Origin of the sequence: Thermoanaerobacter brockii subsp. finnii Ako-1, from assembly GCF_000175295.2 — a bacterium.
Classification (GTDB): domain Bacteria; phylum Bacillota; class Thermoanaerobacteria; order Thermoanaerobacterales; family Thermoanaerobacteraceae; genus Thermoanaerobacter; species Thermoanaerobacter pseudethanolicus.
In genome coordinates, this window is the sequence record NC_014964.1 from 2300006 (window position 1) to 2324345 (window position 24340).

General features: G+C 39.4%; 22 protein-coding genes and 1 pseudogene. 2 read left to right on the top strand and 21 right to left on the bottom strand.

Features of this window, described 5'->3' with window-relative positions; all coding sequences use genetic code 11:
• Positions 1–187: 187 nt before the first annotated feature.
• The 6 genes from THEBR_RS11395 to THEBR_RS11420 all read right to left on the bottom strand — a co-directional run bounded on the left by THEBR_RS11395 (position 188) and on the right by THEBR_RS11420 (position 6596).
• Positions 188–1435: a methyl-accepting chemotaxis protein gene (locus tag THEBR_RS11395; RefSeq protein ID WP_012269815.1), complete on the bottom strand. Its 1248-nt coding sequence runs from the start codon at positions 1433–1435 to the stop codon at positions 188–190.
• Between the two features lie 57 nt (positions 1436–1492).
• Complete coding sequence (locus THEBR_RS11400; RefSeq protein ID WP_003871185.1) at positions 1493–1663, bottom strand: XapX domain-containing protein; 171 nt, start codon at positions 1661–1663, stop codon at positions 1493–1495.
• 166 nt (positions 1664–1829) lie between these two features.
• Positions 1830–3188 (bottom strand): FAD-dependent oxidoreductase, encoded by a 1359-nt coding sequence (locus THEBR_RS11405; RefSeq protein ID WP_012269816.1) that lies wholly within the window; start codon positions 3186–3188, stop codon positions 1830–1832.
• 296 nt (positions 3189–3484) lie between these two features.
• Complete coding sequence (gene pepF / locus THEBR_RS11410) at positions 3485–5293, bottom strand: oligoendopeptidase F (protein WP_013570867.1); 1809 nt, start codon at positions 5291–5293, stop codon at positions 3485–3487.
• Positions 5294–5496: 203 nt separating this feature from the next.
• Complete coding sequence (locus THEBR_RS11415) at positions 5497–6015, bottom strand: chromate transporter (protein WP_012269818.1); 519 nt, start codon at positions 6013–6015, stop codon at positions 5497–5499.
• Positions 6012–6596: a chromate transporter gene (locus THEBR_RS11420; RefSeq protein ID WP_013570868.1), complete on the bottom strand. Its 585-nt coding sequence runs from the start codon at positions 6594–6596 to the stop codon at positions 6012–6014. Before THEBR_RS11420 ends, THEBR_RS11415 begins: the two co-directional genes overlap by 4 nt.
• A gap of 279 nt (positions 6597–6875) precedes the next feature.
• Here THEBR_RS11420 and THEBR_RS11425 point away from each other — a divergent pair, with 279 nt between their 5' ends.
• Complete coding sequence (locus THEBR_RS11425; RefSeq protein ID WP_012269583.1) at positions 6876–8057, top strand: ISL3 family transposase; 1182 nt, start codon at positions 6876–6878, stop codon at positions 8055–8057.
• A 302-nt stretch (positions 8058–8359) separates the two neighbouring features.
• Here the strand turns inward: THEBR_RS11425 and THEBR_RS11430 are convergent, their stop codons facing one another.
• The 10 genes from THEBR_RS11430 to THEBR_RS11475 all read right to left on the bottom strand — a co-directional run bounded on the left by THEBR_RS11430 (position 8360) and on the right by THEBR_RS11475 (position 18337).
• Positions 8360–8989, bottom strand: coding sequence for a V-type ATP synthase subunit D (locus THEBR_RS11430; protein WP_012268796.1), 630 nt, complete (start codon positions 8987–8989; stop codon positions 8360–8362).
• Positions 8989–10368 (bottom strand): V-type ATP synthase subunit B, encoded by a 1380-nt coding sequence (locus THEBR_RS11435; protein ID WP_012269820.1) that lies wholly within the window; start codon positions 10366–10368, stop codon positions 8989–8991. The genes THEBR_RS11430 and THEBR_RS11435 overlap by 1 nt, the downstream gene beginning before the upstream one ends.
• Positions 10361–12133 carry an ATP synthase subunit A gene (locus tag THEBR_RS11440; protein ID WP_012269821.1) on the bottom strand — a complete coding sequence of 591 codons (1773 nt, stop codon included), beginning with the start codon at positions 12131–12133 and terminating at the stop codon, positions 10361–10363. The genes THEBR_RS11435 and THEBR_RS11440 overlap by 8 nt, the downstream gene beginning before the upstream one ends.
• Positions 12130–12459, bottom strand: coding sequence for a V-type ATP synthase subunit F (locus THEBR_RS11445; protein WP_003867836.1), 330 nt, complete (start codon positions 12457–12459; stop codon positions 12130–12132). Before THEBR_RS11445 ends, THEBR_RS11440 begins: the two co-directional genes overlap by 4 nt.
• Positions 12452–13456 carry a V-type ATP synthase subunit C gene (locus tag THEBR_RS11450; RefSeq protein WP_012269822.1) on the bottom strand — a complete coding sequence of 335 codons (1005 nt, stop codon included), beginning with the start codon at positions 13454–13456 and terminating at the stop codon, positions 12452–12454. Before THEBR_RS11450 ends, THEBR_RS11445 begins: the two co-directional genes overlap by 8 nt.
• Positions 13457–13461: 5 nt before the next feature.
• Positions 13462–14064 carry a V-type ATP synthase subunit E gene (locus THEBR_RS11455; RefSeq protein ID WP_012269823.1) on the bottom strand — a complete coding sequence of 201 codons (603 nt, stop codon included), beginning with the start codon at positions 14062–14064 and terminating at the stop codon, positions 13462–13464.
• 12 nt (positions 14065–14076) lie between these two features.
• Positions 14077–14559 (bottom strand): V-type ATP synthase subunit K, encoded by a 483-nt coding sequence (locus THEBR_RS11460; protein WP_012269824.1) that lies wholly within the window; start codon positions 14557–14559, stop codon positions 14077–14079.
• Positions 14560–16533, bottom strand: a complete 1974-nt coding sequence (locus tag THEBR_RS11465) for a V-type ATP synthase subunit I (RefSeq protein ID WP_012269825.1) — start codon at positions 16531–16533, stop codon at positions 14560–14562.
• Complete coding sequence (locus THEBR_RS11470; protein ID WP_012269826.1) at positions 16520–16843, bottom strand: V-type ATPase subunit subunit G family protein; 324 nt, start codon at positions 16841–16843, stop codon at positions 16520–16522. The genes THEBR_RS11465 and THEBR_RS11470 overlap by 14 nt, the downstream gene beginning before the upstream one ends.
• 264 nt (positions 16844–17107) lie before the next feature.
• Complete coding sequence (locus THEBR_RS11475; RefSeq protein WP_009052081.1) at positions 17108–18337, bottom strand: uracil-xanthine permease family protein; 1230 nt, start codon at positions 18335–18337, stop codon at positions 17108–17110.
• A gap of 305 nt (positions 18338–18642) precedes the next feature.
• Between THEBR_RS11475 and THEBR_RS12185 the strand changes: the two are divergent.
• Positions 18643–18809 (top strand): annotated as a pseudogene (locus tag THEBR_RS12185) (ISLre2 family transposase); the annotation flags it as partial.
• Between the two features lie 131 nt (positions 18810–18940).
• Here the strand turns inward: THEBR_RS12185 and THEBR_RS11480 are convergent.
• The 5 genes from THEBR_RS11480 to THEBR_RS11500 are packed head-to-tail and all read right to left on the bottom strand — an operon-like array spanning position 18941 to position 24340.
• Positions 18941–19618, bottom strand: a complete 678-nt coding sequence (locus THEBR_RS11480) for a Crp/Fnr family transcriptional regulator (protein ID WP_009052067.1) — start codon at positions 19616–19618, stop codon at positions 18941–18943.
• 36 nt (positions 19619–19654) lie between these two features.
• Complete coding sequence (gene dnaB, locus THEBR_RS11485; RefSeq protein WP_012269827.1) at positions 19655–20983, bottom strand: replicative DNA helicase; 1329 nt, start codon at positions 20981–20983, stop codon at positions 19655–19657.
• A gap of 22 nt (positions 20984–21005) precedes the next feature.
• A complete protein-coding gene (gene rplI / locus THEBR_RS11490) occupies positions 21006–21449 on the bottom strand; it encodes a 50S ribosomal protein L9 (RefSeq protein WP_003867437.1) in 444 nt (147 codons plus the stop codon).
• Positions 21446–23413 carry a DHH family phosphoesterase gene (locus THEBR_RS11495; protein ID WP_012269828.1) on the bottom strand — a complete coding sequence of 656 codons (1968 nt, stop codon included), beginning with the start codon at positions 23411–23413 and terminating at the stop codon, positions 21446–21448. The genes rplI and THEBR_RS11495 overlap by 4 nt, the downstream gene beginning before the upstream one ends.
• Before the next feature lie 18 nt (positions 23414–23431).
• Positions 23432–24340: a YybS family protein gene (locus tag THEBR_RS11500; RefSeq protein WP_009052064.1), complete on the bottom strand. Its 909-nt coding sequence runs from the start codon at positions 24338–24340 to the stop codon at positions 23432–23434.

A 24340-nucleotide genomic window follows, 5' to 3' on the forward strand; every position in this document is an offset into this window, starting at 1 on the left:
TTAGTATATGAAAAACAAAAGCCCGTAATATATATTACCAGAAAAAAAAGCACAAATCAATTAAAATGCGAATTTTATTTTTAAAATTATATTAAAAGTTCGCCTTTGTCCACAAAAATTTTTATATATTTTGTAAACAATAAAAAATAAAAAGACAGGCTTTTTTAGCTCTGTCTTAATTTCATTTTTATAATGAGACAACAAATTTTGACAATATATTTTCAAGAGCAGTAACTGACTTTAATAGATTTTCCGAACTTTCCTTTATCTCATTTATAAACTTCATGTGCTCTTCTGTAGATGCGGCAACTTCTTCAGTGGACGCAGCAGTCTCTTCTGACACTGCTGTAATATTTGCTATAGATCCTATTATTTCATCTTTATACCCTGAAAGTTCCATCATCGCATTATTTAACATATGTATATTTTCCGTAATAGTATCTATTGAACTCTTGATCTCATTAAAAGCAGCATATGTAGTTTCCACATGATGTGCTTGGTCCTCCGCAATTTCCTTTACCAAATTTGCTTTTTCAACTGTCTTGTCTGTCTTTTGCTCTATTTCACTTATAATCTTGGCTATTTCACTTGCAGCTTGTCTTGATTGTTCTGCTAAATTTCGAACTTCTTCTGCAACAACTGCAAACCCACGACCTGCCTCACCAGCTCTTGCTGCCTCAATAGCAGCATTTAAGGCAAGCAAATTGGTCTGGTCTGCAATTCCCGTTATCACTTCTATAATCTTTTCAATATGGTGAGAATTTGCTTGCAATTCATTTATCGCACTAACAACTTCATCAATTGACTCTTTTGTAACATCAGTTTTTTCTTTCAAAGAATTTACTGTGTGCATGCCATTTTGACTAAGCTTATCAGCATTTATAGTAGACTCTTCTACGGCTTTGAAAAATTTAGCGGAATTATCAATACTATTCCCAATATTCTGCACCATATCGGCTGCATTAGAAGTATCTTTTGCTTGTTCAGAAGCTCCATTTGCAATCTCTTCCACTGCCTGAGAAATTTGTTCAAAAGTCATATTCCCTTGTTCAATAGACTTAAAAAGAGCATTTGCTGTATCTTTAGTGCTTTGAGCAAAAGTAGAGACGTCTTGTAAAATTGCTCTTACATTTTCCATCGTCCTATTAAAAGTCGTTAGTAATGTACCAATCTCATCTTTTCTCATTAAATCTACCTTAGCTGTAAAATCTCCTTCTTGTGCTTTTTTAAGTTCTTCAATTAATTTTTTAATAGGTCTTGTAATATTTAATGAAATAATTACTGATAAAATTAATGACAAAGCAAAACTAACACTTGCTACTGTAACAAAGACATGCATAACTTTATCGTCAACCGCAAAATAATAAATAGCCCCCACCGGTATGGTCGCTACTATAAGAAATGAAATAACAAGCCGCCAAAATATGCTTCTCATATGTGTTCCCCCCTTTATAGATTATATTTTCACCCCACCACCCTGCTACTTTACACCTCACCTACCAATCAATTTAAGGATGTATTCAAACAATACTCCTCCAAGGTAAATTCCTATAATGCCAGCTATTCCTGGTAATACATTTGGAGCAGGAAGTGGCAATTTCAAAGATGAAAAAATTAACCCTACAATCATTCCAGTAACTAATGCTAACAATGTTTCTTTCACATTAACACCTCACTTTATTTTTATCGGTATTTTTATTATTTACTTTAACCAATTTTATATTATATCACAATTTTTTGTTATTTGTCAGACGTCTAATCACTTTTTTAGTGAAAATAATATGATATAATAAAAAGGCCTTACCGTTTATTGTAAGGCCTTGGTGCTATCATTCTTTCCCTCTTTGTACTACTGTTGCAGCTTGCTGGAGAGGATCCCACACTGAGTTATATGGAGGTGCATAGGCAAGGTCCAAAGCTTGAAGGTCATCAATAGTCATACCGTGGAAAAGAGCTGTAGCAAGAACATCAATTCTTTTGTCTACACCGCCACCCCCTGCAATCTGACCTCCCAAAAGCTTGCGATTATCTCTATGGAAGTGAAGGCGAAGAGTCAAAACTTCATCTTCCCAAGGATAATAATGGCTTATAGGTCGTGCTTTAATAGAAACAGTCTGATATGGCACACCTAAAGCATCGCATTCCTTTTCACTTAAACCACTTCTAGCTATTGTGCGATCAAAAACTTTTACAATAGCCGTACCGACAATGCCTGCAAATCTTGCATATCCACCCGCCATGTTCACACCGGCAATACGCCCTTGCTTATTAGCCGTAGTACCTAATGGCACATAATCTGGCGCATTTTTTATGCGATGAAAATGAGTAGCGCAATCCCCTGCGGCAAAAATATCTGAAATATTTGTTTGTAGGCGTTCATTTACAAGAATCGCATTTCGAGGGCCTAACTCTATACCAGCTTCTCTGGCAAGCTCACTAACTGGGCGAACTCCTATAGAAATAATGACTAAATCGGCTGGGAAAGAACCATTTTTTGTCACAACTGCCCGTACTCCCTTTTCATCCCCTTCTAAACCTACAACTTCTTCATTTAAGTACACTTCCACGCCGTGTCGCTTAAGAGTATCCTGTACAATTTCAGCAATAGGAGCATCAAAAGTCGGAATAAGCTGAGGAGCTAAATCCAAAACTGTAACTTTAAATCCCCTTGTATGTAATGCTTCAGCTGTTTCTAAACCAATATATCCTCCACCAATGACTACTGCTTTTGTAGGAGTATGCTCTTCAAGCCAAGCTAAAAGCTTTTCTGCATCTCCCATAGTTTTCAATGTGAAAACTCCAGGCAAATCGCGCCCTTCCCAAGGTGGAACAATTGCTGCACTTCCGGTCCCAATAAGGAGAACATCATAGGGAACTATAATCTCTTCTTTTTCTTGCCTACGATATACACGAACTTGTTTGTCTTGTGGCTTAAACTGCAAAACCTCATGATACAACCGCACATCAATATTGTAGCGAGAATGAAAATCCTCAGCAGTACGAGCGATAAGCTTCTTTTTCTCAGCTACTACTCCCCCTACAAAATAAGGAAGTCCACATTGGGCATAGGAAATAACTCCTTCTTTTTCAAAAACAATGATTTCCCCTTCCGGGTCTTGTCTTCTAATTTGTGAGGCAGCACTCATTCCAGCAGCATCGCCGCCCACAATTACATATCGTTTTGCCATGGTTTCCCTCCTTTTATGTACTCATGTCCACATCTTTATTATACTCTCATACCTTATATTTTTTCAAACTCTTTAAAATTGTGAACTATATCGCCAATAAATTGGCAAGCTTAGTGGTCCCGATAAAACCATGTTGAAATTCCCATCATACGCAACTGGGGTGTCCAACCCCACTACTGCTGTGGCAGGTTCCCCTACCCTTTTATTTTAACTATCAAGAATAAGTAGTTGTAAGTAATAACTTATGAGGAGGAATTGAGATGGATTACAGCATAAATTTTATTAATCTTAATCGGCTACTTTCCTAACTCCTCTGTTAATTCAATTATTTCATCTATTACACTGCCAATATACTCAATTGTATCCAATAATGGCTTTTCTGTAGTTATGTCTACACCCGCCATTTTAGCCAGTTCAACTGGTGTCTTAGTTCCACCTGCTTTTAATACCTCTTTCCAGTCCTCCAATGCCTTTTGCCCTTCCTGCAAAAATCTCTTATTTACTTGAGTGGCTATAGTAAGCCCTGCGCTGTAAGTGTAAGGATACAAACCCATGTAATAATGAGGCTGTCTCATCCAAGTAAGCTCTGCTCCTTCATTAATTTTTACTGCGTCTCCCCAGAATTTTTCTAATACCTCTCTTTTTATTTTATTTAAAGTAGGAGCTTGAACAGAGCCACCTTTGTCGATTATTCTGTATACCTCTCTCTGATAGGCTGCTTCTAATAAGTGAGTTACAAAATTATGGTAATAGGTACGAGATATCAAAGTAAAAAGCACCCATCTTCTCATCCTTTTATCTTGTGTATTTTTCATTAGATAATTAGCCATAAGCAATTCGTTCATAGTAGAAGGGGCTTCTATGAAATAGAGAGAAGGCCTTGAATCAAATATATTTTGGTACTGATGAGCTAAATAAAAATGCCCTGCATGCCCTAATTCGTGAGACAGTACAAATACTTCTCTCATTCTATCAGTCCAATTAATCAATATAAAAGGATGAGCTCCATAGGGAGTAGAACAAAAGGCCCCTGTAGATTTGCCTTTGTTTTGAGGAAAATCTATCCACCTTTCCTCGAAGGCCCTTCTTACCATTTCTCTATAATCTTCTCCAAAAACCGATAGTCCTTCTTCTATGTACTTTTTCGCCTCTTCAATCGTTATTTCCGGTTCAAACTCAGGGTCTACCTCTAATTTTAAATCTGCAAAAGTCATTTCCTCTAATCCGTGTATTTTCTGCAAAAGTTTTGCAAACTTTCTCATATGAGGTGCCAAATGTTCCATTATCAAATCAATCTGCCTATCATATAATTCCCTATCTACTTCTTGATGAAATAAAAGGCTGTCAATTACAGAATCAAATTTTCTCAAAGTCGCTATTGTCTTCTCCTTTTGCACTTGTGTCTGGTAAACCGCAGCTATAGTATGCTGATATTCTCTTAATTTTTTAGAAAAAGCCTCAAAAGCCGCTCTCCTAACTTTTGTATCGTTTTCATACTCCCATTTACCTTCAAATAGTGCAAAACTTAAGGGATAATCTTTTCCGTCAACTGTAAAGGTGCCAAAATCCATATCCGCTAATTTTGCCATATTGTAGATATGATAAGGTGCTTCTAAAACACTCGAAAGAGCAGATAAAGTTTTTTCTACTTCTGGAAGAAGAGCATGTTTTTTCTTTCTGATTATTTTTCTGAGGTAATTGGCATTCTCCTTTGATTCTTCTATAGCTTGATTTATTATTTCTTCATCTAATTCTATAATTTCTGATTCTATAAAACTTATCCTGCTTTCAATATCAGAGGCTATGTTTGAAAGTATTGTCCGTCTTTGTAAATTTTCTGTATTAGTCTGGTCAACTGAAACAGCAAGATGTGCATAAGAACCTGCAAGAATCATTAGTTGAGCTAACTTTTTTAGCTTATCCAAGCAGTTGTTAATCATTTGAGGAGCATCAAGCTTTCCTTTAAACTCTTCTTCCAACTCTTTTGCGAGTTTTTGAGCCTCCTCTACTGCCTCCTCATATTCCTTTTCCGTTTTAAAAATTCCCGACAAATCCCACGTCAACCTTTCATCTACGTCTTTTCTTTCTAACAATTGCGTACTCAACAAAATTTCCCCCTTCTAATATTTTTTTTACATCTAAACAAATTATAATATTCTTACAAAACTATTGCAATAAAACCTCCTAATCAGATAGCACTCTAAAGTGTTAAGGAGTTTTTACCATATACAGTTTTATTTATTCTTTACTCATATAATATATGGTAAATAAAACAAATTCAACCCGAATTAATTCGGGTTGTGAGGTGTTAGTAGATGACAATACCTAAAATCGCAGCCATAACTATTATTATGAGCGGGTTTATTTTCAACAGGTACAGCCCAACAAAGACCACCGCCGCCACCAGCATATCTTTAATGCCGGTAAAAGAGCTCTTTCCCACGGAATAAGCCGCCTGGACGATAAGGGCGATAACCGCCGGCCTGACTCCCTTAAAAAAGGCATCTAGCCAAGGTAAGTGACGGTACCTAATTATCAAGAGGGCAAGGATGATTATAATCAGGAAAGAGGGGGACGTAACTCCAATGGTGGCCGCCGCCGATCCCCAGAATCCTCCTACTTTATACCCCACAAAGGTAGCCGCATTTATGGCTATGGGACCGGGGGTCATTTGCGAAATGGCTATTATATCTAGGAATTGGTCCACCGAGAGCCAGTGGTGGATGTCTATAATCTCTTTTTTAATGAGGGGAATCATCGCGTAACCACCGCCGAAGCTGAAGGCTCCCACTTTAAAAAACGCCCAGAAAAGGCTTAAATATATCATTTATCTCCACGCTCCTCCGGATCCCGAAGTCTGTTTTGCAAGAACATTCCGGATATTCCTGATGCTAGGATCACTATTATAGGATGAAGGTCAAAAATCAAGAGGGCTGCCAGAGAAAGGACTGCTATTATTACGCCCACAGGAGTTTTAAAAGCGGCTTTGCGAAGGTTAAAAGCAGACGCCAGTATGAGCACCACTATGCCCGGGTATATCCCCTTGAAGGCTTTTTTCACGTAGATGCTGGATTTAATGTCGTCGTAGAACAAAGCAACAAATAGTATTATCAGAAACGACGGGAGTATGGTCCCCAGGACGGCTATGCAGGAGCCCAAAAACCCGTACAGTTTATAGCCTATGTATATGGAAGTATTTATGGCCACTGCCCCCGGGGCCGACTGGGTCACAGCAATTATATCCAAAAATTCCTCTTCCTTTATCCATTTCTGCTTATCCACCATTTCTACCTTCATAAGGGGTATCATGGCAAACCCACCGCCTAGAGTAAAAGCACCGATTTTAAAAAAAGCCCAAAACATGAGCAAAAGTTCCCTCGGCTCCAGCTTTTTTATTTTCCCATTCAATGGATATCACGTCCTTTTTTAAAATTTCTCTTTCAATCAATTATATCACGATTTTTTACCTTACCAGATGGTATACTTAATATAAAAAAGAGTATCAGTATATATCAGTATAAGTGTTAATTATAAAATTTGAAAACCAAGGAAAGTATGAAAAATTAAGGTTCTATAATAAATGTTGGGGTGGGGAAAAAGAAATCTATAAAAAGAGAGCACTTATTCTGAATGCCTGCTATAATAGAAGTGGTTAAAATAACCCAACAAAAGGAGGCATCAGAATAAGTGCAAGGTAATTATATCACAAATTTCTTAAAATCTGAAGATACAATTTTGGAAGGTGTTGTAGAGAATGACAACAGGATAGAGCTTCATATTAAGATGAAACAGAAACCACATATTTGTCCAAGGTGCGGGGAAATAACATCTAAGATTCATGATTATAGAGTACAAAGAATAAAAGATGTACCGCTATTCGGGAAACCAACAGTGATAGTACTAAAAAAGAGGAGATACGTTTGTAAACACTGTGGCAAGAAATTCTATGAACATGTAGACTATTTACCACGTTACCATAGAATGACCAACAGATTATCTATTTACATACTACAACAACTAAAAAAACAACAAAGCATGAAAGATATATCTGAAGTTACAGGGGTATCAATTACGACTGTGATGAGACTTTTAGACACAATAGGAGTAGAACCTGATTATAAAACATTACCGGAAATTATCAGTATAGACGAATTCAAAGGGAACTCTGGAGGCAGGAAATATCATTGCATTATTGTAGACCCAAAAGAAAGAAAAATATTAGATATTTTAAAAGACAGAAAACAAGAGAATCTAAGTGAATATTTCAAAAGATTTAAAGACAGGAATAAAGTAAAGTGGGTTATTATAGACATGTGGAGGCCTTTTTCAGATACAGTAAAAACATATTTCAAAGGAGCTAAAATAGCAATAGACAAATTTCATTTTACAAGATACATATATTGGGCGATAGAAAATGTAAGAAAGAGAATACAAAAAGAGCTACCAGACAATAAAAGAAAATATTTCAAAAGAAGCCGTAAGCTTCTTCTTGCAAAATATGATACTTTAACAACAGAACAAAAAGAAGAATTGGAAGTAATGTTCTGGTACAGCGACGACTTAAGAATAGCATACCTTTTAAAAGAAGAATTTAATGATAAAGTATTAAAATGCAAAAATTCAAAGGAAGCAAAAATAGAATTAAAAAGATGGATACAGTTAGCTAAAGAAAGCAAAATTGATGAATTTAAAAGATGTGTGCAAGTATTTAACCGTTGGTTTGAAGAAATAACAAATGCCTTTGATATACCATATACTAATTCTGTAACAGAAGGTTACAATAATAAAATTAAGGTGCTAAAAAGGCTTGCATATGGCTATAGAAATTTTCATCGATTTAGAAAGAGAATATTATATTGTAATGCTTAATGTTCTAACTTAATACTATTTTTAGTGATAAAGGATATTCAAGGATATTATAGAGCTTTGATGAAAAGGCATAGATAAATATCCACCCATACTTCTAGCTATATCTCTTATCACAACTAACAATTTACAAATATTACCATATTATGTGATAAGATTTATAGGTGGGCATTCAGAAAAAATACCCACCCCAACTATTGACAAAGAGCCAAAATTTGAAAACCAAGGAAAGTATGAAAAATTAAAATAAAGGGCGGGCATTCAAAAAATACCCACCCTAACTTTTAACAAAAGAAACATGCACTTTATCCCTTCATCACCATTTCCTTTATCTTCATAAGTCTTGTGCGGCTTGAACGTTCGTTTTCGTCCAACTTCATTGTGATGTACTTTATAGTATTTTCAAGCTGCGGTATTAAGACATATTCTAGGGCGTTTACCCTGCGGCGAGTTTTTTCAATCTCATCGGCCATGAGTTGACAAGCCTTTTCAAGCTCAGCCAATTTTAGCATCTTTGGAAGCATGGTCGCCAAAGTACGTATGGCTGCGTCCATTTCCGCTGACGTGTTCGCAAAACCGTAAGGGTAGAGATTTTTACTCTCCTCCTGTAATATCTCTAACTTTGGTACGTTGACGCTCATGATGTTCTCCTTTTTGACGTTTATACTGACCTTAGCAGAGGGAATCATGAGACTCTCTTCAACAACGTTGGCGGACATTTGGCTTCTTGCCATGGTGAAACTTTTAAAAGCACCGATGAGTTCAGCCTCAACCTCCTCCCGCAGAGCTCTATTCTGTTTTACCATGTCCAAAAATTTCTTCACAAGCTCATCCTGCTTGTCTTTCAAAAGCTTGTGGCCACGCTTTGCGGTCACAAGCCTTTTTTTCAAGCTGGTAAGTTCCATTCGGGTAGGATTTACATGTATCATTGTCATTATTCTCCTTTTTCAGGAAGATATTTGTCAATATATTCATCTCTTACTCTTTTAAGCTCGGCTCTCGGCAATATCGTCAATAGATCCCACCCTATCGCCAGAGTCTCCTCAATACTCCTATCCTCGTCTTCTCTCTGGGCCACGTACCTGGCCTCAAACTCATCGGCGAATTTTGCATAAAGCTTATCGGTATCGGAAAGAGCGGCCTCACCCAGGATTACCGCCAGCTCCTTCGCCTGCTTCCCACGTGCATAGGAGGCAAATAGCTGGTTCATAAGGTCAGCATGGTCTTCCCGAGTCTTGCCTTGGCCAATACCTTTATCCTTAAGTCTTGACAGAGACGGAAGCACATCTATCGGCGGATAGATACCCTTCCTGTAGAGATCGCGACTTAAGATTATCTGACCTTCAGTAATATACCCGGTGAGGTCGGGTATCGGGTGGGTCTTGTCGTCTTCAGGCATGGTCAAAATGGGTATCTGAGTAATAGACCCTTTTCTCCCCTTTATTCGGCCTGCCCTCTCGTATATCGTTGCAAGGTCGGTATATAGGTAACCGGGATAGCCTCTTCGACCAGGAACTTCTTTCCTTGCAGCCGACACTTCTCGCAAAGCCTCGCAGTAATTGGTCATATCAGTCATGATAACAAGCACGTGCATCTCTTTTTCGTATGCCAAGAATTCCGCGCAAGTCAACGCCATACGAGGAGTAGCTATACGCTCAATAGCCGGGTCGTTAGCCAAGTTGATAAATAATACACTTCGGTCTATCGCACCGGTACGCCTGAAATCCGATATAAAGTAGTCAGCTTCCTCAAAAGTTATGCCCATCGCTGCAAATACTACAGCGAACTTACTGTCACTACCAAGTACCTTAGCCTGTCTTGCTATCTGCGCTGCTAGCTGGGCATGAGGCAGACCTGAACCCGAAAAGATCGGAAGTTTCTGTCCTCTTACCAAAGTATTCAGCCCATCGATGGCAGATATCCCTGTCTGGATGAACTCAGAAGGATAATCTCGGGCCGTCGGATTAATAGGATTACCGTTAATATCCAGCCGCTTTTCTGGTATGATCATTGGTCCTTTGTCCCTTGGACGACCCAAACCATCGAAAACCCTGCCCAACATATCGATAGAAACCCCGAGCTCGATGCTTTTTCCGACAAACCTTACTTTACAGTCGTTTATATTAAGCCCCGTAGAACCTTCAAACAGCTGAACAAGTGCTTTATCCCCGTTGACCTCAAGCACCTGTCCCCTACGAATTTCTCCCGTTCCAGTCTCAATTTCCACCAGCTCATTGTATTTGACACCTTCCACTTTTTCAACCAGCATTAACGGGCCGACAATTTCTCTAACGGTTTTATATTCTCTAAGCATCGGCTGCACCTCCCTCGATGAGGCCTTGCATAGCCTTTTTTATCTCCTTCTCTATTTCGTCGAAAACAGTCAACTTCGACTCTTCAACATATTTAGCACGGGCAATTTTCTCGCGTACTGGGTGCTTCTCTATTTCCGAAAACGGGACACCTTTTTCAAGAGCTTTCTGCGCTTCTTGGTAGAATATCATTATAAGCTTAAGCATTCTGTACTGCTTTTCCATTGACGAGTATGTGTCCACCTCGTGAAAAGCGTTCTGGTGTAAGAAATCTTCCCTGATGGATCTGGCAACTTCTAGCACTAGGCGATCTCTGGTGGAAAGAGCGTCGATACCCACTAATCTTACGATTTCCTGGAGGCTTGCCTCTTCCTGTAGTAGCCTCATAGCCTCACTGCGCAGCTCTCCCCAGTCACTGCTCACGTTTTTGTTCATGTAGTCTTCCACAACATCGGAATACAACGAATAGCTCGTCAACCAGTTAATAGCCGGGAAATGGCGCGCATAGGCCAGCTCCGAATCCAGTGCCCAGAACACCTTCACCACGCGAAGGGTTGCTTGAGTAACCGGCTCTGACAGGTCGCCCCCCGGTGGGGATACAGCACCTACTACCGTCAAAGCTCCCTCCCGATTGTCACTGCCCAGGCATATGACTCTGCCAGCTCTCTCATAAAACTCCGCAAGCCTCCTTGCAAGGTAGGCTGGATAACCTTCTTCCCCCGGCATTTCTTCAAGCCTTCCGGACATTTCACGCAATGCCTCGGCCCAGCGGGACGTTGAGTCTGCCATCAAAGCCACGCTGTAGCCCATGTCCCTGAAGTATTCGGCGATGGTTATGCCAGTGTATATAGACGCTTCGCGCGCTGCCACAGGCATGTTAGAAGTGTTGGCAATAAGCACCGTTCGTTTCATGAGAGGTTCCTCTGTTTTGGGGTCCTTAAGTTCTGGGAATTCAAGGAGTACGTCGGTCATCTCGTTGCCCCGCTCACCGCAGCCGATATATACCACTATTTCAGCATCGGCCCACTTGGCTAGCTGGTGCTGAACCACAGTTTTGCCGCTACCAAAAGGTCCAGGTATGCACGCCGTACCTCCCTTAGTAACCGGAAAAAGGGTGTCAATGACCCTTTGTCCAGTGGGCATCGGAATTTCGGGGGGCAGCTTCTCTTTGTATGGCCTAGCCTTTCGAACCGGCCATTTCTGCATCATCGTGATTTCCACTATCTGTCCAGAATCGGTTTTTATTCTGGCAATAGGCTCGGTTACTGTATATTCTCCTTCCCTGATGTCTTCGACAATACCTGAAATAGCAGGAGGAACCATTATGCGATGTTCAACTATAACTGTCTCCTGCACTGTGCCGATAATATCGCCACCACTGACCTTGTCGCCAGACTTAACTTTAGGCGTAAATTTCCACTTTTTCTCGCGGTTCAGAGAAGGCACATCTATGCCTCTTGTTATAAAGCTGCCGACTTTTTTTTCTATAACGTCAAGAGGTCTCTGGATTCCGTCAAAAATGCCTTCCAGCATTCCCGGTCCCAGTTCGACGCTGAGGGGTTCCCCTGTGGACACCACAGGGTCCCCAGGGCCCAGTCCAGAAGTTTCTTCGTATACCTGAATTGATACCCTCTCTCCGCGTATTTCAATGATTTCACCTATAAGACCCTGATTACCCACCTTTACCACGTCGAACATCTTGGCTTCAGGAAGTCCCTCAGCTACCACAAGGGGGCCGGAAACTTTGGTTATTATACCCTGGCTCATTCCCTTCCCTCTCTTTCAAAAATGATATCTGCTCCAATAGCTTTTTCCACAGATTTTCTCACGTCATTTATACCGATTCCCAGAGTACCTCGGTTGCTGGGAATCAAAGTAATGATTGGCAAGATTTTATTCCTGAAAAAGTCTATTTTATCCCTTATCTTTTCTGCTAGATGTTCAGTTATGAAGATAACGGCGTAATTCTCCCGAGCTAGTTTCATGAGTGTATCCGATGCTTCTACCTCATCAATGGCCCGGAAAGTATCAATACCCGTTGACTTAAACGAAAGCACTGTATCGTGGTCTCCAATTACTCCTATTTTATACATAGACATCCCTCAGCCTTTCCCTTATCATGTCTTGAGAAATTCCATTAATTTTCCCCACAATTAAAACCCTCAATATTTTGAGTTCGTTCTCTTTGGCCCCAAGATAACCCACAACGGTTTCTAAACCAAAAGGCTTATATAGCCCCCTTCTGAGCATATCAAGTAGGAAATCGTCGGCCAACTTCTCGTAGGCCGCTGGACTACCTGTTGACATCCAGTTTTCCAAGCCTTCTTTAACAACCATAAAATACTTGGAAGATGCCAGTGCCTCAATTAGCACTGGCACTGGTTCTTGAAACATTTTCTCGAAAAACTCTGGATCAATACTGCCACCGGGCAGGAGAGATTTCTCCAGGGCCCTTAAATCGGCCTCCATATATTTCAACCTGACCATCGTTTTTATATTTGTGAGATCTACCATCGCGGCCAAATAACTTTTAAGAAAATCGTGGCTTATGTCTTGGACCAAAAGATTGAGTTCTTCATATAAAGCCCTGTCCAGTATGAGGTCCACCTGTTGCGGGTCCAGGGTTTCTTCGTAAACTTCGGCAGCCCTCTCAAAAGCGGCCCGCATCAACTTCGGGAGGGCTACATCCTTCTCTCCTTTATTCAACCTTAAAAGCTCATCGACAGGGACTTCTCCCAAGGTCGAAAGATTTTTCGGCACATCAATGCCGAGTATTCTACTTTTTAAAAGGACTTTTAGATTATGATAGTCGTACTTTAAGGTAAAAAACCTTACGGCCCTATGGTCTTTCAAAGAGCCTTTTATCATCTCCAAAGTTTTTTTCATGCTATTTTCTAAAGCCTTTTCGAAATCATATATATTTTCCAATTCTTCAAAATCTGAAGCATAATCTGTCTCGCTGAGGACCCTGATGACTGCATCCATGTCCTCTACCTCAAGAATCCTCTCGACAATGGCCCTGCTCAACAGCTTGTTTTCCAGAGACCTTATTCTGCCCGATGCATATAAAAAGTCCTGTTCTACAACCATCGCAATCACTCCTCAAAAAGTATTCGGGCCACTTCAGTCTCTAGTTCTTCCCTTTGAACCTTGAGCAGATAATCAAAGGTACAGTTTATCTCGACCGTCGCCGATTTTAATATGAATCCGCCTTTTATGGCTCTTTTTTCTCCCGAAAACCTAATATTGCCTGCTTTCCCTTGCTTTTTCAGGGCTTCGTTAACTCTCTCAAGTAATTCAGGAGTTATCTTTTCCTTATCAGCCTCGGAAACAATAATTTCCTCATTACCGTCAACGGCAGCGGCCAAAATCATGCGGTAAACCAGGTCCCTGTACTTTTCTGGTTCTAGATTTAGAAGTTTATTTTCCGCCCTGACGAAGGCTTCGTTTATCAAAGCCTGTTTCGCTTCCAAATAGCGCTTTCTCTCTTCCAGTTCGGCAATAGACAGGATTTTCCTCTTTTCCTCTCTGGCCACCTTCTTGGCCTTTTTCTCGGCTTCGGCTTCTAGTTGTACAGCTTGTTTCCTCGCCTTTTCCAGGATTTCAGCTGCTTCTTTTTTTGCTTTTTCGATTATCCGATTTTTTTGCTCTGTGGCCTCTTCAAAAATTTTTTCTTTAATCTTTGCAATACCCTGCATTATAAGCACTCCTTATGCCAGCTTTAAACCGAAGAGCATTAGTATCGAAGCGAGCAGTGCTAGCACCGCGTAAGTTTCCACCATAGCGGAATAAGTTATACCTTTAGCTAGTTCTTCAGGTCTTTTGGCTACTATTCCTACACCAGCAGCCGCAGCTCTGGCCTGGGAAATAGCTGAAAGCAAGCCTACTATAGCTATAGGAAGGCAGGCTGCAAAAACTAGCAGTCCTTGATAGGTGGTAAGAGGCAACAAATTTCCTCCCAAGATTCCTATCCTTTGCATCACCACAAAACCTGTAAGCAAACCATAAATTCCTTGAGTTCCAGGCAATGCCTGTAATATCAGAGTCTGGCTAAATTTACTGGGGTCTTCGGTAACTACTCCCGCGGCAGCCTCACCCACCATACCGACTCCTTTGGCTGAACCAATTCCTGGCAGAAAAACCGCCATAGCAGCTCCTAACAGTGCAAGAACTTGACCAAGTGTAACTTCCATTTAAACTCCTCCTTCAAAAGTTTGATTTTTTAAATTAACTCTACCAATATCTTCTAGATCCACATATTTCGTGTCTATCCTCAAAGGTTGGAAGGGTTTGCCTCCACCCTCGTAGAACTTACCGAAAAATTCAATATACTGCAGTCGGCTGCTGTGGACATAAGCGCCCAAGGCATTTACTGCGACGTTGAAAAGGTGACCTCCTATCAACACCAGCAGCATCGCTATATACCCGAATATATTTACTCCTAGCATTCTTGCCATGGTATTGATGACAGTAGCTATAACGCCTGTTGCAAGGCCCAACGCCAGCAGACGGGAGTAAGAAAGCACGTCGCTTAAATAACTAGTGACATTGTAAAGGCTTAAAAGCCCCGACATGAACTTTTTTAAAATATTTTTCTGAGATCTCCCCTGCGTCAGCACAAGGCCTATTGCGCCGGCGGCAGTTACATATTTTGCTATTCCTGCTAAATTCGGAAAAGCCATCATCACGAGCCCTGTCAGTAGCACCAGCCACAGTCCCTGATCCATGAAAGCATCGGCTACCCTTCCCTTTTTTATATTTTTATAGGCGCTCAAGATTATACCAGTGTATATCTGTATCAGACCAAAAGCAAAACTCAAAAACAAAACAGCCAACGGATTGTCAAGAGGATTCAGCCAGAGCGGCTTGACCTTAATAAGGTCACCAAACCAGCTACCAAAAATCATCCCCCAGATAAAAGTCGATATTCCTCCTAGGAACAAAAGCTCCGCCAGCTTTTTACCCATCCCTTTCAATTTGAGCTTCCAGAGAGCAAGGCCTGACAGCAGGGACAGCACCAGACCATAAGCCGCGTCACTAACCATCATACCAAAGAACACAAAGTAGAAAGGCGCCATGAACACATTAGGGTCTATCTCCCTTGGATTTGGAAGACTGTAGAGCTCGGTTATTATCTCAAAAGGCTGCACTAACCTCGGGTTTGACAAAACCACCGGTATGTCATCATCTTCCGACGGTTCGGTAAAAACTATGTAGGCAGCACTGGTGACGGAGGTAATCGCTTCTTTTACGGCTCCCACCGAAGGCTCGGGAACCCAGGCTTTCATCAGGAAGACTTTTTCAGTACCTGCCATTTTCATGAAGTTCTCTTTTTTCTGTCTTTCCACAAACCAGTAATCGTAAAGAGCCTTTATGTCTAGTAGCCGATTCACTAGCGTAGAGATTTCTGCCTTTATTCTTTGCCTTTCGGTTTCGATGGCTTTTAACCTTTCCTGAAGCTCGGCAAGTATCTTCGCCGGAGTCCCTGTAAATCCCTCAAATCTCTCTGTATCAACGGAAAATTCCTTAAATACTTCTTGAATATCCGATTTTGCCGAAACGTGATAGACTATTAATAAAAAGCCCTCTTCCCGACCTTCCTCTACCGGGATTATCTCCACGGCTAGTTCTTTTTCAGCCATTTTATCCCTGAATGCTTTAAAATTCTTTTTTGAAACTACCACAGCTCGTGCTTCCACACTACCGGTTTCACCTAGTTCCTCTACAGGGATATCCAATCGCTCCCAAGGTTTAATTAATTCAACCTGGTTTCTTATTCTGGATTCTTCCGTTTTGAGCCTAGAAAGTTTCTGGTCAAGGCCAGAAAGTGAGTCTATTAGATCAAAAACTTCCCTCTCCCGATTAAGGAGATCTTGCAATTTCTCCCTGCTTATCTTGGGTCTACCGTAGATTAATGGATTTAACTCCTTGCCATAAGGTTTCAAAAAATCAATAGCATATTTTAGTCTACTAAGCTTTAATTCGAGCTTCGATAGCTCGTTACCCACTTGCTCTGGAAATTTATGTTCTGTAATGTCTATATCAATATCTTCTTCTTTCAAATCTGCAATTTCAGCTGCTCCCAATTTCTGCAGGACACCAACTATTTTGTCCCGCTCCTCGTTCAGACCAAAGAGATACATTTTTTTCATCTTAACTATTGCCATGGAAAGTCACTATCCTCTCCACAATTAAGTCTACAGCTTTTTGGATACGGCCTTCCGCCTTTTCACGAAGTTTTTTAATTTCGTTTTCATACTGTTCCTTTAAAGCCATCGATTCTTTTTGCGCTTCTTTTTTTGCATCTTCTATAATATTTTTAGCAATTTCTTCCCCTTTTTTGCGAGTTTGAGAAATCAATTCCTCGGCTTCGCGGTTAGCTTCAGCCAATATAGACCTTGCTTCACGCTCGGCCTCTTCCACCATTGCCCTGGCGCTGTTTTCCGCATCTTTGATATCCTCCAGGATTTCTTTCACCCATCCGCCACCTCCATGGTAAGAAAAAATTATTTCTTTACAATGATGTATGTAATATCAAATCCTGCTTGTATTAAAAGTGTAACATATTGCTTTAATATTATGCCTTTATACATACGGTATTATACAATATTGATAAAAAAAAGTCAAGATAATGAATCAATACTTAAAAATAATACGGTAATTTCACACCCATAGGAAATCAATTTTTATTATATCATACCAAAAAATAAAAAGCAGGGAAATATATTCCCCCGCTCAAAATTATTCTTTAGGCAGCACCTGGTTTAATATTATGCCGATAATAGCAGCCAGACCTACACCTCCCAACTGAATGCCACCCCACAGGTTCACTACAGCACCACCTATGCCAAAGACTAGAATAGCGCTAGATATTATAAGGTTTCTTGACTTTTTGAAATCTACGGCGTTCTCCACAACGGTCCTGATGCCGATGCTGGCTATCATGCCAAACAGGATTATAGATATGCCGCCTATGACTGGCTCTGGCACTGTCCTTATTAGGGCAGTAAGTTTCTGACAGGTAGAAAGTATCATAGCCATGACTGCTGCCACCCTCATCACCTCGGGTTTCCAGACTCCAGTCAACGCTAAAACGCCAGTGTTTTCAGAATAGGTGGTGTTGGCCGGGCCTCCAAATAGACCCGCCAAGGATGTGGCTATACCATCGCCTATTAGAGTCCTATGAAGGCCTGGGTCTTTTACAAAGTCCTTCTGCACCGTAGCTCCCACAGCAAGCACATCGCCCACGTGTTCCACTATAGTAGCCACCGCCACAGGCGCAATAAGGCCAATGGCCGCCGGGTTGAATTCGGGTTTGGTAAAGGCCGGCACGGCAAACAACGCCGCCTCCTGCACAGGTTTCAAGTCCACGATTCCGAAAATCAAACTCACCCCATAACCTACAATTAATCCCACGAGCACCGGTACCAGTTTGAAAAATCCCCTGCCATACATGCTGACAAGTATTACCGTAGTAAGCACTATCAAGGCAACCATCCAGTTTTGAGAGGCGCTTTTGATTGCTACCGGTGCCAGGTTGAGACCTATGACCATTATTATCGGACCGGTCACCACCGGTGGCAGAAGGTTTTCCATGAATTCGCGCCCCAGAAAGTAAACCAGCACCGCCATCAACCCGTAAAGCAAGCCGGCCACAATGATGCCCCCCTGGGCCGCCGGAACTCCCCACTGTTTTACCACTAGTGCCACTGGTGCAATGAAAGCAAAGGAAGAACCTAGAAAAATGGGAACTTTTCTTTTTGTAACCAAGTGAAACCAGAGAGTCCCAATCCCCGCAGTAAAAAGAGCTACTCCCACATCAAGCCCGGTAAGCAGTGGCACCAATACTGTGGCACCGAACATCGTAAAAGTATGTTGTAATCCTAGAATAAGAAGCTGTAGCAGAGAAATTTTGTCTCCCTCCTTTATCGGACCTGACAATTCTTTTGTACCTACAGTAAGTACTTTCATAATTTTCCTCCTCTCAAAAATTAAGCCTCTGCTGTGAGTAGCAGAGGCTTTTCCTCATCAAAAAAGCCTTTCCCATCAGGCGGAGAAAGGCTTTCTCTCTTGTTTACGTAAATCCCTCTTCGCCTTACTAGCCTCACAGGACCAGTTTAAAGGCCAACTCTATTCACTTTCGCTTTTTTAATATATTACCATGGGCAGAGAAAGTTGTCAAGAGGAAAAAATTATGCATAGTGTAAAATTATCGTAGGATTTTTAGGTGATAAAAAAGACAAGAGACAACCTCTGTGATAACGTAATAAAAGCTAAATAACGAGGAAGGTTACAAATTAACGAAGAAGCAAATAAAAGAGGCAGTAAAGAGAATTAAAACGTCTACAAACAAGGAATAAACAACATTACGGTCTTGAATATGGGTAAAGTAACACCAATATACAGAATTTTAAAGGCAATAAAATATGAAAGTGTGATATAAAAAAACATATAAGGCATGGAAACCTTGATTTAAGAGATTTCAGGGGTTGTCTTTAAAAAATATCCTACAGTATGTTGACACTATCAAAGAAAAGTGAAGGGTTGAAAAATAAAACTGGGAGAAAAATATCACTACAACATCTCTTTAAGCCTTTCTATATCTTTAATTATTATTTTCTGCCTATCAAGATGTATTATCCCCTCTTTGTCCATTTGGCTTAAAATCCTTGTGACGTTTTCTCTTGATGTGCCGACTATGTTGGCAAGGTCTTGTCTATTGAGATTTAAGTTTAATAAAATTCCTTCTTTTGTGTTTATTCCTCTCTCTTTTGCAAAAGTGAGAAGGACAGAAGCCGTTCTGCCAATGGAATCTCTTAAAGCAAGATTTTCTATTATGACAGCTACATTTTTTAGCCTTTTTGCCATAAGTTTAATAATGCTTAAGGCTATTTTGCTGTTTTTTAGTATCAAGTTTTCTATGTCTTGGTTTTTAAGCATAATCACTTCGGAGTCCTCTATAGCCTCTGCAGTTGCAGGATATTCTCCACCGACAAATAGAACAGATTCAGCAAATATGTCCCCTTCTTCCATGATTTTAATAATGTGTTCTTTCCCGACAGAAGAGGTTTTTGATATTTTAACTTTGCCGGATTTTACAAAATATATGGCTTCTCCCTTTTCCCCCTCCATGAAAATAATAGAGCCTTTTTTAAAAGATTTTATGATTAAAATCTTATGTATCTCTTCAAGGGATTTGTCCTCCAGTTCATTAAAATAAGGGACTTTTTTAAGATAATCGAAATTGCCCATAATAACTTTCATCCCTTCATAAGAGTAAACTAAAGATTATTCCATTCTATATTTATCAAGACTTACAAATTTTGTATACTGTGCAAGCCACAAAAGTTCCACTGTACCTGTGGGTCCATTTCTGTGTTTTGCAATTATAACTTCTGCTATGTTTTTCTTTTCAGAATCTTTATGATAGTAATCATCTCTGTACAAAAACATTACTATGTCAGCGTCCTGCTCTATTGCTCCAGATTCTCTCAAATCGCTCAAAATAGGTCTGTGGTCTGACCTAGACTCAGGTGCGCGAGACAACTGTGAAAGGGTAATTACAGGAACATTGAGTTCTCTTGCTAAACTTTTAAGAGACCTCGATATTTCTGAAATTTCTTGTTGCCTGTTTTCTGCCCTTCCTCTTCCCTGCATAAGCTGCAGATAATCTATCATCACCAAGCCCAATCCTTTTTCTAGTTTAAGGCGCCGGCACTTCGCCCTTATGTCCATTACGCCAATTCCAGGGGTATCATCAATATAGATAGAAGCTTTAGAAAGAGGAGTCATCGCAGCTGCCAGTTTCATCCAGTCATCTTCATCAAGGTTTCCTGTCCTAAGCTTTTGGCTATCTATATTGGCAGTAGAACAGATAAGCCTGTTTACCAACTGCTCTTTTGACATCTCTAAGCTAAATATGGCAACAGGAAGGCCTGTCAAAAGAGCTGCATTTTGAGCAATATTTAAAGCAAAAGAGGTTTTTCCCATTGAAGGTCTTGCTGCGACTAATATAAAGTCAGAGGGCTGAAAGCCAGCAGTTTTTAAGTCAAGGTCAGGAAAGCCAGAGGGAATTCCCGTAAGCTGGCCTTTGTTTTTGTAAAGTTCTTCTATTTTATAAAATGTATTCATTAAGACATCTTTTATAGGTGAAAAATTAGTGGTGTTTCTTCCTTGAGCTATATCAAATATTTTTTGTTCTGCTATGTCAAGGACAGTCTCTACATCATCCCCTTCGTAACTTAACTCCATAATCTCTGAAGAAGCCTCAATGAGTCTTCTCAATGTAGCTTTTTCCTTTATTAGCTTTGCATAGTAAGATACATTAGCAGTGGTGATGACATTGGAAGACAAACTTGCTATATAATCGATTCCGCCAACAGCCTCCAGCATGTTGCGCTTTCTGAGTTCATCAACCACTGTCACAAGGTCAACGGGGATGTCTTTTTCAAACATCTCCATCATTACGTCAAATAATTTTTTGTGGGATTCTTTATAAAAGTCATCAGCTTTTATTATTTCAGACACATCTATTATAGCATCTCTAGATAAAAGCATTGACCCTAAGACGGATTGTTCAGCTTCTATGTTTTGTGGAGGGATTTTGCTCCACTCCATCCTTATTCCCCCTTGATTTAAATTACTCTGCCACAACATCTACCTTCACTTTTGCAGTAACCCCTTGATAAAGTTTTATGTCTACATAATATGTCCCTGTAGTCTTGACATTTTCATTAAAGACTATTTTCTTCTTATCAATGTCAAAGCCTTTTTCCTTTAAAGCCTCTTCCACGTCTTTTGAAGTGACAGAGCCGAAAAGTTTACCATTTTCTCCTGCTTTTACTTTTAAAACTAAGCTTAAATTTGAAAGCTTTTGTGCCATTTCTTTTGCTTCCTCTAATTCTTGCTGTCTCTTTTTCTCTTCTGCCTTTTTCTTTTCATTAAGTGCTTTTACGTTAGATTCTGTAGCCTCTATGGCAAGTCCTCTTGGAAGGAGATAATTTCTCCCATAGCCGTCACTGACATTTACAATTTCTCCTGCTTTTCCTACATTTTTAACATCTTTTACTAATATAACTTTCACTTGTCTTCACCTTCCTCCTCAAAATATTCTTTAATAGCATTTTTTAAGTCTTGCAGTACTTCCTCTATAGGTTTTTTGACCTGAGCTCCTGCAACAGTTAAATGTCCTCCTCCACCGAGCTTTTCAAGGATAACTTGAACATTTATGTCTCCAAGAGAGCGTCCGCTTATGGCTACATCTTCTTCTCTTTTTAAAAGGACAAAAGAGGCTTGTACTCCCTTTATTGTAAGGAGCTCATCAGCAGCCTGGGCTATGATGAGATTGTTGGCATTTGGAGGGCTAACTGCTATTGCAATGCCGTTATCCAGTATTTCGGCATTTTTCACTATTGAAGCCTTTATAATATAAGAGTCTAAGTCATTTTGGAAAAGCTGCTTAACAGATGTTGTATCTGCGCCTTTTCTTCTTAAAAAAGAGGCTGCTTCAAAAGTCCTGGAACCTGTCCTGAAAGTGAAATTTTTTGTATCCACTGATATTCCTGCCATTAAAGCCTCAGCTTCTATAGGTTTTATGTCAATCTTGTCTACTATATACTGCAAAATTTCTGTGACTAATTCGCTAGCAGAAGAAGCATAAGGCTCTAAATAGACAAACAAGGCTTTGTCAATAAACTCTTTCCCTCTTCTATGGTGGTCTATTACAACTATTCTATCTATAATATCTACAATTTCGGGATAAGTAAGATAACTTGGTCTATGGGTATCAACCACTATTAAAAGGCTGTTTTGGTCCACCTTGTTTTTAACTTCACTGCTTTTTATAAATAAATCTTCATAGCCTTTTGTATTTTGTATTTTCTTTACCAATTCATCTATCGCTACATTAGACTTATCTAAGATTATATAGGCTTTTTTGCCTAAAGACATGCAAGCTCTATACATGCCAATTGCAGCACCTAATGAATCAAAGTCCATAAAGTTGTGACCCATTATGAAAATGGTAGAGGATTCTTTTATGAGCTCTTTTATAGCGTGGGCAATTACTCTCGCCTTTACTTTTGTCCTCTTTTCAACAGCTTGTGTCCTTCCTCCATAAAATGAAATTTTATCTCCTCTTTTTATTACTGCTTGGTCTCCGCCTCGCCCTAATGCTAAATCTAAAGCGCTAGAGGCGTATTCATTTAAGGTTAAAAAGTCATTGGCATCTGCTCCAATTCCTATGCTTAAAGTCAAAGGGATTTTTATCTCTTCTCCAATTTCTCTTACTTTATCCAATATTTCAAATTTATTTTCTTCTAAGCTTTTTAATCCTTCCTCTTTAAATACGACAAAGTATTTATCATCATCATATTTTTTCATAAAAGCTTTTATTGAGGAAGCCCATTCTGAAAGTTTTTTTTCTATTTCTGAAGAAACCACCGCTTTTTTAATGTCTTCTATTGCCATCATCGCTTCTTCGTAGTTGTCAATTATTATATGCCCTACCACCGGTCTATCGAAAGCTAAAGATTTCTTAAGCTGAATGTATTCAGTGTTATCAAGGAATAAAAGAGTACAGCTTAGATCCTTCCCTTTTTTTCTTTTTGCTTGAGAATCTACTTTTAACGTGGAATAGTACCGACCATTGAACTCTATTTGGTTTTTTTTGTCATCTATTTTGTTTCCAGCATATTTCTTTATCAATTTCTTTATCTCTTCATTTTCATTAAAAACCTGAGAATAGCTTAAGTTATACCACAGGATTTCTCCGTTATCATTTAAAATAACGGCGGGAATTGGCATTTTTGCTAAAACGCTTTTTGATGCCTTGTCAACATTGAAAAATATATCTTCTATATATTTATCTAACTCTAACCGTTTTTTCTTTACGCCGTAGTATTCACTTAAAAGCACATAAAGAAAGATGATTAATGAAATAGAAGCAATTATCTCGTTGTAGTAAAACATTAAAGCTATTAATAGAGCTGATAGCAAAATATTTATCACATTGACAGAAGAAATTATTTTATAAAATTTCTTATCCACAAAAACACCTCTCGTTTTCTAACTCATGTATTTTCTTAAATCCATGCTAGTATCCACAATACCTATTACGGTAAGTAGCCAAGAGGTAAGAGGAAAAAGAAATAAAAATACAAGGATTAAGTTAGCAGCCATTGATTTCATCTTCAATCTATGAATTAAATAATATCTTACTACTGCCAAGCCTCCTAACGTAAAACCTAGAGAAAGCAATACTATTATATTAGTAGTTATTGCTTCAGGCTGCTTTAGAAAATATTGATATAACAACACTCCAATAAAAATCCATCCTGTGACATAAGGCATTTTCCATTCTTCAAAAGAGGGAAGTGCATCTATATAAACCCTTTGAGTTTTCAAGATTTTGTATATAATTATATAATTAATTAAAATGACAGCCACAACTGTAACTAGTATGGATGCAGGTAAAATCATCTTTAATATTTCTTGAACCGCTAATAAATTGCTTTTTATAACCGAAAAGTTTGGAAGTCCCTGATAAATAGATAATACTTCTTTTGTGCTCATATCAATTGCCTTAAAAAACTGATCGACTACATTTATTTTGAAGGCCGCTTTTATGAAATAAAATATTACAACTACACCAAATATTGACACAATAGAAGTATCTATAAGTGTCTCACTAGCTTTACGTTTTTGCGATATTAAATACCCCATAACAAATCCTTGTAAAGCAAAAAATAAACTTGTAAAAGCTGTACCTATGTCTGTAAAAATTACATTTACAATAAATACAGCAAAAGATGATGCAATAGCATAAGATTCAGAACTTCTTATACAAGTTATAGCAATGGGAGCTGGTACTAAAAAAAATAGCACAAATAGGGGTGGAATATACACGCCTATTAATGTCATTACTACAGCCATTGCTGTCATCATTGACGCATTGGTAAGTTTTCGTAAATCCAT